Source organism: Microcoleus sp. K1-B1 (assembly GCF_036704705.1).
Taxonomy (GTDB): Bacteria; Cyanobacteriota; Cyanobacteriia; order Cyanobacteriales; family Microcoleaceae; genus Microcoleus.
Genome location: NZ_JAUBSH010000025.1, coordinates 1 through 12,258, shown reverse-complemented (window position 1 = coordinate 12,258; position 12,258 = coordinate 1). Strand labels below are relative to the sequence as shown.

12 protein-coding genes are annotated in these 12,258 nt (G+C 42.8%); 8 read left to right on the top strand and 4 right to left on the bottom strand.

The genetic code is table 11. The annotated features are described in order from the left end of the window. Positions 1–9: 9 nt before the first annotated feature. Positions 10–1,104 (bottom strand): hypothetical protein, encoded by a 1,095-nt coding sequence (locus tag QUA83_RS11860; RefSeq protein WP_333293356.1) that lies wholly within the window; start codon positions 1,102–1,104, stop codon positions 10–12. Positions 1,105–1,361: 257 nt separating this feature from the next. Here QUA83_RS11860 and QUA83_RS11855 point away from each other — a divergent pair, with 257 nt between their 5' ends. The 5 genes from QUA83_RS11855 (at position 1,362) to QUA83_RS11835 (ending at position 5,834) form a co-directional block, all read left to right on the top strand. Continuing rightward, a complete protein-coding gene (locus QUA83_RS11855) occupies positions 1,362–1,712 on the top strand; it encodes a DUF433 domain-containing protein (RefSeq protein WP_333293355.1) in 351 nt (116 codons plus the stop codon). Further along, positions 1,690–2,052, top strand: coding sequence for a DUF5615 family PIN-like protein (locus tag QUA83_RS11850; protein WP_333293354.1), 363 nt, complete (start codon positions 1,690–1,692; stop codon positions 2,050–2,052). The genes QUA83_RS11855 and QUA83_RS11850 overlap by 23 nt, the downstream gene beginning before the upstream one ends. A 121-nt stretch (positions 2,053–2,173) precedes the next feature. Further along, a complete protein-coding gene (gene acs / locus QUA83_RS11845; protein ID WP_333293353.1) occupies positions 2,174–4,144 on the top strand; it encodes an acetate--CoA ligase in 1,971 nt (656 codons plus the stop codon). A 131-nt stretch (positions 4,145–4,275) separates the two neighbouring features. After that, complete coding sequence (locus QUA83_RS11840) at positions 4,276–4,854, top strand: Uma2 family endonuclease (protein WP_333293352.1); 579 nt, start codon at positions 4,276–4,278, stop codon at positions 4,852–4,854. Between the two features lie 119 nt (positions 4,855–4,973). Continuing rightward, the gene (locus QUA83_RS11835) at positions 4,974–5,834 is read left to right on the top strand and encodes a restriction endonuclease (protein WP_333293351.1); all 861 of its coding nucleotides are present in this window, start codon (positions 4,974–4,976) and stop codon (positions 5,832–5,834) included. A gap of 25 nt (positions 5,835–5,859) precedes the next feature. On the opposite strand, the gene QUA83_RS11830 is transcribed toward QUA83_RS11835, so the two are convergent. Then, positions 5,860–6,015 (bottom strand): hypothetical protein, encoded by a 156-nt coding sequence (locus QUA83_RS11830; RefSeq protein ID WP_333293350.1) that lies wholly within the window; start codon positions 6,013–6,015, stop codon positions 5,860–5,862. Between the two features lie 19 nt (positions 6,016–6,034). Between QUA83_RS11830 and QUA83_RS11825 the strand changes: the two genes are divergently transcribed. After that, positions 6,035–6,637, top strand: a complete 603-nt coding sequence (locus QUA83_RS11825) for an ACP phosphodiesterase (RefSeq protein ID WP_333293349.1) — start codon at positions 6,035–6,037, stop codon at positions 6,635–6,637. Between the two features lie 96 nt (positions 6,638–6,733). After that, positions 6,734–7,624 (top strand): thermonuclease family protein, encoded by an 891-nt coding sequence (locus QUA83_RS11820; protein WP_333293348.1) that lies wholly within the window; start codon positions 6,734–6,736, stop codon positions 7,622–7,624. Between the two features lie 983 nt (positions 7,625–8,607). Here QUA83_RS11820 and QUA83_RS11815 read toward each other — a convergent pair. After that, positions 8,608–10,527, bottom strand: coding sequence for an iron uptake porin (locus QUA83_RS11815; protein WP_333293347.1), 1,920 nt, complete (start codon positions 10,525–10,527; stop codon positions 8,608–8,610). Positions 10,528–10,606: 79 nt separating this feature from the next. Continuing rightward, a complete protein-coding gene (locus tag QUA83_RS11810; RefSeq protein ID WP_333293346.1) occupies positions 10,607–10,738 on the bottom strand; it encodes a hypothetical protein in 132 nt (43 codons plus the stop codon). Positions 10,739–11,330: 592 nt separating this feature from the next. On the opposite strand from QUA83_RS11810, the gene QUA83_RS11805 reads away from it, so the two are divergent. Then, a complete protein-coding gene (locus QUA83_RS11805) occupies positions 11,331–12,119 on the top strand; it encodes a class II glutamine amidotransferase (RefSeq protein ID WP_333293345.1) in 789 nt (262 codons plus the stop codon). The last annotated feature ends 139 nt before the right edge of the window (positions 12,120–12,258 follow it).

The following is a 12,258-nucleotide window of genomic DNA, read 5'->3' as shown; positions in this document are numbered from 1 at the left end:
GAAACTCGGCTATCTGACAGACCAATCTTCTAAAGCCATTTGCACCATTCCTTCTACAGTCGCAAAATCTGCACGGGTAACAGGCCTTAATTTTTTGCGAGATTTCATATATTTGCGATAATTGATATAGTAGTCTTCAAAACAGGAAAATATTTCATTAATCTCAGGAGTATTGAGAGGATATTCTAATCTCCAGTCTGAATTCCTTGTACATAATTGTGTATTTAGATCGCAGACTTCATTGGGCTGGATAAAATCATCAGTTTCTACTAATATCCCTGCTACTGCCTTCGTCCAACGTTTTGCGATCGGCTTACGTGGATTGAAATCAACCGTTGGTAAGTACACTTGCAGAGACAGCTTTCCTGTAGGAAAATTTTCCGACGGAGAGTATAACAAAGCAGCGCATATTTTGTTGCCAATTATTTTACCTTGTTGGTTATATTTTGCAAATTCTAGAGATTTTATCATGCCACTTGCATAGTAGCAAGTTAGGATATTAAAACTCATAGTTGAACTGTAACCTAGAATCTTTTGGATGATGTTTAAAATAGCTTCTCGCTTGTCGCAATTAGCTAATAAATAGCCTTGGATAAACGACGGAAGTGAATCAAATAATGAATCCTCTAAGATATCAATTTTAACTCGCGAGATGTTTTTCGTATCTAGTTGATTGAAAGTTAAATAATAGTCTTCTCTTGAATCTTTAGTGATTTCATAAGTTAACAGCAAAACTCCTGGCAGCTTACTTTTAGCATAATCGATAGCAGTAGGAGAGAAGTGAGAAGCCACAGCCACAAGCAGAAAGCCCTGATTAAAATCTACCCTTGAAAATTCCGAACTTTGAGGGCGTTCGCTCATTAGGCTATTTCTGTATCGTATCAATTGGTCGATACTGTCTTTGCCACCTCCTTTCTTTAATTCTACAAGGGCTAATTGACCTAAAGTTGTTACACCTAAAATATCCGAGCGGTTTCCCTTATTGATCGAGAGCTGTCTTTTGATAGGTTCTAAGTTTAGCAATGGTTTTAGATGCAACCAAGTAAATTCTTCTAGCAAAGCTTCGGATTTGAATAAAAACTTTCCTTTAAAATATCTCAGCATAATTATTATTTTTGTGGTTGTTTCTATTAATAGGAGTCAATCATCCTCTAATTTGCAGCACTTGTCAATATCTGTCAAAATTTTGGGTCATGGCTTTAGTGCGATCGGCTCGTCCAGTAAACTATCTATATTATAAAGCCGTTAGCATAGGAGTGAAGCCCGTTTAATTTATTTTTATTAACTTTCAAAAAAACAGCTCAAACCATCTTCGGTTCCGGTATTATAATATTATTAACCCTTATCCTAACCACCAAGCAATGCAACTTGAAGACTATTTCAACTTCCTAAGACCTGACGATATTCGGCTCAAAGGTTCCCGCATTGGCATCGAAACCATTCTTTATGAATACCTGTTTCGCGCTCGAACTCCCGAAGAAATTGCCAACATTTATACATCGCTCACCCTGGAACAAGTTTATGCGACCATTTTGTACTACCTGCACAACAAAGAAGCAGTCGGTCAGTACATAACCGAATGGCTGGAGTGGGGAGAAAAAATGCGAGAAGAACAACGTCGCAATCCTCGTCCAGTATATGAAAAAATCCGCAAACTGAGAGCAGAAAGAGATGCAAGGAGAAAGGCTGATGGCAATCCAGTATCTCTTTGATGAAAATGTCGATCCTGCGTATGTCAATCAAATTCGCAGGCGCCATCCCGATATGGTTGTTCTAGCAGTGGGAGAACTAACAGCACCTTCCAAAGGCACTCTCGACCCGGAAATTCTCATTTGGTGCGAAATCCACAATTTCATTCTCGTTACCAACAACCGTCGCTCTATGCCCGTTCATTTAACAGATCATTTAGAGCAAAATCGCCATATTCCTGGAATATTCATCCTAAATTCCAAGCTGAGTATTGGTCAAAATATTGACGAACTTATTTTGATTTATGAAGGCTCGTTTGATGATGAGTACCAAGATAAAATTGAGCATTTACCGCTACCATAATTTCTAATACAGTCCCAACATTTACAAAATTCCCCAAAGTCTTAAGGAAAATAAACATACTTTTGTCCCAACTTATGCACACAATAGCTAAAAAGAGTAACTGAACTAAAAACTAACAGCAATGTCACAAGATACCATCGAATCAATTCTGCATGAAAAACGGCTATTTCAGCCGCCCGCTGAATTTTCTCAAAAAGCTCACATCAAAAGCCTAGAAGAGTACCAAGCCCTCTACGACAAAGCCAAAGCTGACCCCCAAGCCTTCTGGGCAGAACTCGCCACCCAAGAATTAGACTGGTTCCAAAACTGGGATGCCGTGCTCGACTGGCAACCGCCTTTTGCTAAATGGTTTGTCAACGGCAAAATTAACATTTCTTACAATTGTCTCGATCGCCACTTAACCACTTGGCGCAAAAATAAAGCCGCCCTGATTTGGGAAGGTGAACCCGGAGACTCCCGCACCCTCACCTACGCGCAACTCCACCGCGAAGTCTGCCAAATGGCGAATGTGATTAAGGAATTGGGAGTCCAAAAGGGCGATCGCGTCGGCATTTATATGCCCATGATTCCCGAAGCTGCGATCGCCATGCTAGCCTGCGCCAGAATCGGTGCAGTACACAGCGTTGTTTTTGGCGGTTTTAGTGCAGAAGCTTTGCGCGATCGACTTAACGACGGCCAAGCAAAACTCGTCATCACCGCTGACGGTGGCTTCCGCAAAGATGCTGCAGTCGGCCTCAAAACACAAGTAGACAAAGCATTAGCAAATAATGCCACACCAAGCGTTACCAACGTTCTCGTAGTTCAGCGCACCAAACAGAAAATTGACATGGAACCAGGGCGCGATCATTGGTGGCACGATTTACAAAAAGGTGCCTCGGCAAATTGTCCCGCCGAACCGATGGACAGCGAAGATATGCTGTTCGTACTCTACACCAGTGGCAGTACCGGCAAACCGAAAGGTGTCGTCCACACAACCGGTGGTTATAACCTTTATACCCACATGACAACCAAATGGATATTCGACCTCCAAGATACCGATGTTTACTGGTGTACTGCTGATGTCGGCTGGATTACTGGACACAGTTATATTGTCTACGGGCCGCTGTCCAACGGTGCGACAACTTTAATGTATGAAGGTGCTCCTCGCCCTTCAAATCCTGGCTGTTTTTGGGATGTAATTGAAAAATACGGCGTCACCGTTTTCTACACTGCACCCACTGCGATCAGAACATTCATGAAAATGGGCGAACACTTGCCGAATGCGCGCAATTTGTCCTCTTTGCGATTGTTAGGAACCGTCGGCGAACCGATCAATCCCGAAGCTTGGATGTGGTATCAGCGCGTAATTGGCAACTCGAATTGTCCGATCGTCGATACTTGGTGGCAAACAGAAACCGGGGGAATTATGATTACCGCTTTGCCCGGTGCAATTCCTACAAAACCCGGTTCTGCAACCCTACCGTTCCCTGGAATTGTGGTCGATGTTGTTGACCAAGATGGCGAACCAGTCACTAACGAAAGCGGCGGTTATTTAGTGGTGAAACATCCTTGGCCGGGAATGATGCGGACGCTTTACAACGATCCCGATCGTTTCCGTCGCACTTATTGGGAATATTTGCACCCGAAAGATGGCGAATTTGTGTACTTTGCTGGAGACGGCGCGCACAAGGACAAAGACGGTTATTTCTGGGTAATGGGCCGCGTTGACGATGTAATTAATGTGGCTGGACACCGACTCGGCACAATGGAAGTCGAGTCAGCTTTGGTATCGCATCCAGCGGTGGCGGAAGCTGCGGTTGTTGGCAAACCGGATGAGATTAAAGGTGAGGAAATTGTGGCTTTCGTGACGCTGGACAACTCGCAGCAACCTAGCGATGAATTGGCTAAGGAATTGAAGCAGCACGTTGTTAAGGAAATTGGGGCGATCGCCCGTCCCGGCGAAATTCGATTTACTGATGCTTTGCCGAAAACTCGAAGCGGCAAAATTATGCGGCGTTTGCTGCGTTCTTTAGCTGCGGGACAAGAGGTTTCTGGGGATACTTCGACTTTGGAAGACCGGACTGTTTTGGATAAGTTGCGGGGAGGTGCGTAGGGGTATGCAACCGCAGATTTTAGCTGATTAACGCGGATGAACGCTGATGTAATTTTATCGGCGTTCATCTGCGGTTTAATTGTTAAATATGAGCTACAATCAAGATAACTTCTGGACTGGATCTGAGCGCGATGCCTCCACTACTTAGCAAAACCACAGATCAGCGAATTGTTCATCATGGAATGTGGGAACGGTTTAAATTTATCCAAAAAGGCTTTGAAGGCTCCCCTAGAGTGCGACTATTTTACTATGATGGGACGATCGAGATTCTGATGCCTGGAGAAGACCACGAAACTTTTGCTCATGTTATCGGTTACTTAGTGACTACCTTTCTCGTCGAACAGGGAATTTTCTTCAAGCCCACAGGAGCAATGACGCAGGAAAGATCGGGAGTTGTCTCTGTGCAAGCAGACGAATCCTACTACATTGGGAGTGTAAAACCAATTCCCGATTTGTCGATCGAAGTTGTCTTTACCAGTGGAGGAATCAGTAAGTTAGAGCGCTATAAAGCTTTAGGTGTTCCAGAGGTTTGGTTTTGGGAAGATGGATTACTGAAGATATATCATCTCCAAGATGGTAGCTATGAAAATAGCGAACGCAGTCAGCTACCCGGACTCAACAACCTCGATATCGATTTGATGAAACGCTGTATTTTGATGGCGGAAACTGATGCTGGGGAAGCTATTAGATTGTTCCGTCGAGAGATGTAGCCGATCGCAATTTAGCAAATTATGTATGACCGTAGCAGCCAATAGACCGTCAGTATTTTGATGCCATCAGTTTCTGATTAAAAAAGCAGTGTTTTGCAAATTATATCAACAGTTTTTAGATGAACAGAGCTACCAATTCAATCCCTACATTTGACTCAATGCTCTTGCCCACAATTCAGGCTCTACAAATGCTGGGTGGCTCTGGAACTACTGAAGAGATTTATGACCGAGTAGCGCAGATTCTCAACTTACCTGACGAGGTGCTGGATATCCCACAGGGAAACAAATCCCAGAGTGCTGTTGAGTATCGACTTGGTTGGAGTCGTACTTACTTGAAGAAATACGGGCTTTTACAAAATTCCTCACGTGGCGTGTGGTCTTTAGTTTCCACATCTATAGATTTTGATATTCTCGATGCCAAAGAAATTGTCAAGGTGGTTCGAGATACTGACAAGAAAAAGGTGATGCAGCCCGACAATTTAAACGAAAATGTTGAAGCTGCTGAAACTTTAGAAGAACTTGCATGGCATCAACAGCTTCATCAAATACTGCTATCACTAGAACCTTCTGCATTTGAGCGTTTGGCACAGCGCCTACTACGTGAATCAGGCTTTATACAAGTACAGGTTACAGGTAAGTCCGCCGATGGTGGAATTGATGGTGTAGGTATTGCCCGTATTAGTGGTTTCTTGAGCTTTCATGTTCTGTTTCAGTGCAAGCGCTATCAGGGTTCGGTTACGGCTAGTCAAATTAGAGACTTCCGTGGGGCAATGCAGGGACGAACCGACAAAGGTTTATTCATTACAACTGGGACATTTACCAGAGATGCTGTCAAAGAAGCAACACGAGATGGCGCACCCCCAATAGATTTGATTGATGGTGAGCAGTTAGTTCAACGACTAAAAGAGTTGGGGCTTGGTGTCAAGATAAAAATGATTGAGTCTGTGGAAGTGGATGCTAATTGGTTTACGAAGATTTAAGCTTCGATTGTGAAACGATCGAGCATCAGTCAATCGATCGCAAGCAATATTTGAACGTGGGTGGATCGATCGCCTGCATACTACAGTTAGGCGCTCGCTCTTTTGTTATCCAAGATTCATCGACGGCAAGAATAATTTGACCGAATCTAGCACCTGGTTTTACACATTCCAGAACAGCCATTACTCTTTCTCCTTATGCTATGTTAGATATTTTTACGGTAGCAATGAATTATTTGGCTCATCTATTCTTATCAAAAGGCACGCCAGAATCCCTGATTGGCAATCTCTTAGGAGATTTTGTCAAAGGAACAGCCGTCAACCTTTATCCCGATGAAATTAGAAAAGGCATCGATTTGCACCGCAAAGTAGATAGCTACACGGACTCTCACCCAATAGTGCGATCGAGTAAAAGCCTTGTTTGCTCCCACAGACGCAGGTTTGCTGGAGTTTTGATTGACGTGTTTTACGACCACTTCTTGGCTAAAAATTGGCTGGAATATTCAGAAATTCCACTCCCTGATTTTTCTCGCCATGTCTATAAAGTCCTGCAAGACAATCGCGATATATTGCCGGAATCTCTTCAGCGGGTGCTGCCAACAATAATTGCCCGCGACTTGCTTTCATCTTATCAGGACATCGCTGAAATCGGCATCACTCTTACAAGAATGTCTGCCCGAATCAAGCGGACAAATAACTTGGCAAGCGGCATAGAAGATTTGACAGCTAACTATCAGCGCTTAGAATCGGATTTTCGGGAGTTTTTTCCCGATTTGATCAAATATGCGAATGTTGGCAAATTTTAATATAAAAAACAAAAATTACAGTTGCTAGTGATAACGAACTCGTGTATAATCCAAGCGATACCTGCATGAAATCTCAAGTGCAACAGGGTTCAAAATATGGCAACCAGAATTCCGAACCTGCAAATAACTAAAGTAGTTGATGGCGACAGCATCAAAATTTCTCTCAACGGCAAAACCGAGGCTCTGCGCCTGATTTGCGTCGATACAGAAGAAAGTCATTCGGGAGGCTCTAAACCTGTAACGGCAGCGGGGAAAGCAGCTTCAGAAATGGCTAAAAAATACTTCGCCACAGCAGATGGCGGACTTGCTCAAATTGACATAGAATTTGATACAGACGATTCGGTTGAAGTGGCTCTACAAAAACACCGTGACAACTACGGGCGTCTCCTCTGTTACGTACATAAAGACGGAGAAAATTACAATCTTAAACTGATTGAAGAAGGCTGGAGTCCCTACTTCGTAAAATACGGGCGCTCCAGATTGTATCACCGACAAATGACTGATGCAGAATCGGCAGCAAAAGCTTACAATCTGATGATTTGGAATCCGATTACCAATGCCAAAATCCCCTCTCGCAACTATGCTAATTTACTGCCTTGGTGGGCGATGCGAGGCTCGATTGTTGAAGAGTTTCGGTTGTCGGAAGCAACGGCAGGAGCGCTTTCTTTGAGGTTGCACTACCCGAAAATATTAGCGGCTTCTGAGAAAGCTAAATCTATTACTATTTTCTGCGATTTGCAGGCTGGGATTAATAAATGGATCGGCGGCAGCGCTCTGATTTATGCTGGTTCGGTGTATCATAAATTAGATTTGTGGATACCAGATGCTGAAACTGATGAAAGAGCTCCCTTGAAGCGACTAATCGAGAAGCGTTATGCGGGTCTGGGACGGGGATATGTGTATGTCAGTGGGAAGGTAGAACAGTACAAAGGGAAACCTCAAATAGTTTTGAAGGATATCAAACAACTTTCAGACTTTCCCCGATAATATTTAAACTAGAGTTAATTTTATCAATACTTTTTACTAAGCAGTCGCGCATTTAAATTGTATATTCAAGGCGGGCGGGACGCCCAACCCCTACTCCCCACAAGACGGGGAATTGTTTTTTAACAGACAATTTAAATGTAGAACAGCTTACATATAATTTTCTTAGGAAGTACGATCGCGCAAATAGAGGGCGATCCTAAAAAACGATCGCCCTCTATTGAGCCATGATATTCTCTTTATCAAGAGAGACAGGAACATTTATTGCTGCATTGAAGGAGTATCAAAAAATCTGCATCCTAATGGATTTGTGCGTGCAGATTGATTTTGAGGAGTTGTTATAGGAGGACTAGAGTTAGAAGGTGTGCTATTCAATTCTGAGACGGTAAAAGATTTAGAAGTGTTAGGATTTTTCCAGAGAGGGCTGGCAGAAGTGTTAGCAAGATTTGGTGATTCGGTAATTGTAATCTCCTGTGTTGCATTTACATTTGTCTGCGATTTGACTGTCGTTTGTGCGTGACATGGATAGGCAGTCATAGCAGAAATTACAGCCAAGCTCAGAAACCCAAAATAGCCCGTTGATTTAATCATATTTATCTAAACCTAAACTTAAAGAACTATTAGTAATGCTCCTATTAATAGATTAAGTTAGGAAAACTTATATTTCAAGCGTGTTTCTGCGTATTTTTTTAAACTTAATAGTTAGGTATTTGTATGTAGGAAAAAAAGAGAAAAACGGGGAAATTACTACTAAATGTAAAGTTGCAGTAAAGATAGCGGGTTTTTACTGAGAAAAAATCTTAGGAAATCCCGCTGGGGTTTTAATCACTGTCTGCTGACGGAAGAACACCTTTCTCGCTTAACAGGCAGGATGCCTGTTCCACAAAATTAAATTTTCTTGTGGGTCGTGCCTCGGGGCCGAGTTCACCAAAATTGTTTGCAATTCGCGATCGCTCTACTAAACCCGGCCCCACAGGATTAAACTCTTAAAAGGAAAATGAAGTTCTCAATACACCAACTGAGATCGGGTCGCTATCGGGAGTGTGACCGGGTTGAAAAATCAAGATCAATCCAGGGGTGACGCTGATATTATCATTAACCTGCCAACGGTAGAATACCTCTACATGAGTAGTCGTTCCGGGTTGCCCGCCCGATCGCCCTAAACCCGTATCTAAAAAATCAGGAACGTTATTGCCTGTAGGTAAATTGCTGCTGACAATTTTAGGAGGTTGCCCGATATAAATTCCTCCTAAATTTCCGGCTTTAAACAAATCGGGGAAATTGACAAAAACCATATAATTTGTAGTGGCTACCGTACCAGATTTACCAGGAATCCGAGAATTAGTATAACCAGCCCAACCTCCCAGAGAAACTCGCGATGAAAGGCGCCAATTTAAACTTGCTCCCACTGCATTTGTTTCCAGAGAATCGGACTTATTTGTGTTAGGATTGATGGCAGTTAATTGGCTATCCCCCGCCAAACTAATCAGATTACCGTCCGGCGAATAATCGTTAACATAATAGATAGTAAAATCAACTGGATCTGCTGGTGTCAGAGTTAGTTGTACACCCAAGGTATTGTGTCCTCTCGGCCCGTTAGAACTGACAAAAAATCCCGAAATGTTAGTTGAATAAACTGCTTGCAAGCTGGCTCGCTTCGCAAATTGCCAGTCAATGCCAATGCCGCCTAAACCCAAACCAGTGTTCAAAATAGGGTTTCTTTGGGCGAAGGCAGAAAGGGGGCCCGAAGCTGCACTTTCTGCCCGATTCGGCCCTCGGAAACCGGTAATCATGTTAACTCCTGCTGTTCCTGCAAACACTGCCAATTTGTCGCCGACCAGAAAGCGGTAGTTGAGGTCGCTGACAGTTAATCCAGAAGTTTCGGCTAAATTATAAGCAACGTTTACGTCTTCGGTTAATTGTGGTGAATTGGTTCCGTTCTGGTTGTAAAAACCGATTAATAAGTTACTGCGAGGACTAAATTGAGTGGTTAAGTAGAATTGATTTAGGTTAATGGTGTTGACATTTGTACCGGGGTCTTTGGTATCTCTTTTGCCGTCTCTAGGAGCGCGATCTGCACGGTTGGGCGTGCGCCCTTGGATTCCAAAAATAGTGAATCCCGACAGCTTAGTTGTGGTCGAAAATTGATTTGCTTCTAGTTCGCTAGTTCGCGCTTCTAGCACATCCACTCTGCCTCGCATTGTGGCAATTTCGGCGGCAAATTCTTCTTGCAATTTTTGCAGTTTTATTAAGTCGTCTCGCTTAGCTAGACTTTCAGTTGATTTGGCGATGGAGTCGCGGATTGTATCTAAACAAGCATTGACTCCTGCTGCAAATTCATAGCGCGTTATAGCGCGGTTTCCGCGATAGGTTCCGTCGGGGTATCCAGCTATGCAGCCGTATTTTTCTACTAAGGATTGCAGTGCTTGAAATGCCCAGTCTGTGGGCTGTACGTCGCTGAGTTGGGAAACTGATGTAACTTGTTCTATTGAGTTTTCAGCCTGGTCAACTAATGGGGGATTTTCTAATTTATTTTCTTCAACTAATGTGGGTATTGGGGCGGGCTGCGTTTCTCTGGCTTCGGATATGTGAGTTTCTATCTCACTTGCGATAGGTACGGGCGGCTGCGATGTGGGGTTGATCGGTGCATTTACATCTACATTGTCAGAATTTTCGAGTAATTGCCGATCGAGATTACGATCAAAATTCTCCGGTAGATTATTTGTCTGTGCGGGTAATTGATACCATTCATTAACTGGATCTTCCAAATTTGCACTATTGGCTGTTGTTTCAGGATCTGTCGTTTCGGCTAAGGCGGGAATGCTGAATAATGCCGGCCATCCAAATCCTAGTATTAAGCTGCTAAGGATTTTCCAAATTTGTCGATCGCACTTGTGATTTTTCATGTTATTTATACTTTGTGAGTTGAGAGCCAAAAAAGTGAGAAAAAGCGCGATTCCCGACGGGATTGCTAGGCTTCATGCACTATTCGAGATGAAGGGCGATCGTAAATTCCATTCCTTCTCCCAAAACCGACGAACAAGTCAAAATGCCACCCTCGCTTTCTTCCACTATGTGACGGCTGATTGACAATCCGGTTCCCGTTTTTTTTAACATATTTTGTAATGAATGAAGAGTCAAAAATATGTGATATTTTTCCCCTCATATCTTCCTCTACTATTGTCTTTGAGTTTAATCAAAACCTATCGATCTCAACCCCAAAAAAGTAGTAACACTAATAATTGAGACTGGCCTATAATCGATAAAAATTTATTTTTGTGGTTTTTGTTATCACTTAATTGTTTTAACAACTATAAAACTATATAAACAGATAACTTAGCGATCTTTGAAAGCTTGAGTAAATTAATATTTTTTTATTTTTGGAATTTGCGGACGGTTATTATTTCCCTTCACACGAGGTCACAAAATAATAAAAATTATATCATTTTTTCCAGGACGCTAATACTTTATCCTCGCTGTATGCACGTCAAAGGTGCGGAGCGAGTGAGCGTGTAACATCGTTCGGAGAGAAACACAATCAATTGTTTTAGCTAGCCAACTTTTTAACTTCAGTATCATTACGCTTGACCAAGCCAAAATATTTAGTGTATTTAAATTATTTAACCAGTTAATACTATAATATTATCACCGCAAATCTGTAGCTGCCAATAGCGGCGCGATCGATCCACACTCCAGAGACTTAAAAGCTATGTGCCAATTACTGGGAATGAACTGCAATGTTCCGACAGATATTTGCTTTTCTTTTGAGGGTTTTTCTGCAAGGGGGGGCAAAACGGACGTTCATCAAGACGGTTGGGGAATTGCTTTCTTTGAAGGTTTGGGATGTCGGCTTTTTATAGACTCTAAACCTGCGATTGCTTCTCCGGTTGCAGAAGTAGTGCGTCGCTATCCCATTCATTCAACTAACGTCATTGCTCACATCCGCAAAGCTACGCAAGGCGAAATTGCTCTGGAAAACTGCCACCCTTTTATTCGGGAACTTTGGGGACGTTATTGGGTGTTTGCTCACAACGGAAATCTCGAAAACTTTTATCCAGAATGTGCCGGAGTTTACAAACCGGTTGGCAAAACTGACAGCGAAAAAGCCTTCTGTTTGATATTAGAAAATCTGCGATCCACTTTTCCTCAAAGCAAGCCTGCTGTAGCGGAAATTTACGCGGTACTGCAGGAAATTACTAAAAGTTTGGCACAACACGGAATTTTTAATTATTTACTTTCCGATGGAGAACACTTGTTCACCCACTGTTCTACTAATCTGCATTATATTGTGCGACAAGCACCTTTTGCTAGCGCTCACTCGATCGACGAAGATGTAACTGTCGATTTCCGGGAATTGACCAAGGAGGACGATCGCGTGGCTGTTATTGCCACTTTTCCGCTGACAGATAACGAAGTTTGGACGCAAATTCAGCCGGGAGAATTGCTGGTATTTCAGGATGGTTTGCCGCTCACTTTTGGGCTGCTAGAGTTAAGTTAAGGAGATTTAAACAAATTTAAAGCCTAAACAGAGCATCGAACCTGCTAAATGACTAGCTTTGTAGGGTGCATCTCAGTTTGGCAAATACATCAAATTGAAAGTTGACCATTGAGATAAGCACAGCGAAGAGCAAGGATAG

Bases quoted from the DNA above. Each gene is read 5' to 3' on its own strand.
- QUA83_RS11860 (WP_333293356.1), bottom strand. From the start codon at position 1,104: ATGCTGAGATATTTTAAAGGAAAGTTTTTATTCAAATCCGAAGCTTTG.
- QUA83_RS11855 (WP_333293355.1), top strand. From the start codon at position 1,362: ATGCAACTTGAAGACTATTTCAACTTCCTAAGACCTGACGATATTCGG.
- QUA83_RS11850 (WP_333293354.1), top strand. From the start codon at position 1,690: ATGGCAATCCAGTATCTCTTTGATGAAAATGTCGATCCTGCGTATGTC.
- acs (WP_333293353.1), top strand. From the start codon at position 2,174: ATGTCACAAGATACCATCGAATCAATTCTGCATGAAAAACGGCTATTT.
- QUA83_RS11840 (WP_333293352.1), top strand. From the start codon at position 4,276: ATGCCTCCACTACTTAGCAAAACCACAGATCAGCGAATTGTTCATCAT.
- QUA83_RS11835 (WP_333293351.1), top strand. From the start codon at position 4,974: ATGAACAGAGCTACCAATTCAATCCCTACATTTGACTCAATGCTCTTG.
- QUA83_RS11830 (WP_333293350.1), bottom strand. From the start codon at position 6,015: ATGGCTGTTCTGGAATGTGTAAAACCAGGTGCTAGATTCGGTCAAATT.
- QUA83_RS11825 (WP_333293349.1), top strand. From the start codon at position 6,035: ATGTTAGATATTTTTACGGTAGCAATGAATTATTTGGCTCATCTATTC.
- QUA83_RS11820 (WP_333293348.1), top strand. From the start codon at position 6,734: ATGGCAACCAGAATTCCGAACCTGCAAATAACTAAAGTAGTTGATGGC.
- QUA83_RS11815 (WP_333293347.1), bottom strand. From the start codon at position 10,527: ATGAAAAATCACAAGTGCGATCGACAAATTTGGAAAATCCTTAGCAGC.
- QUA83_RS11810 (WP_333293346.1), bottom strand. From the start codon at position 10,738: ATGTTAAAAAAAACGGGAACCGGATTGTCAATCAGCCGTCACATAGTG.
- QUA83_RS11805 (WP_333293345.1), top strand. From the start codon at position 11,331: ATGTGCCAATTACTGGGAATGAACTGCAATGTTCCGACAGATATTTGC.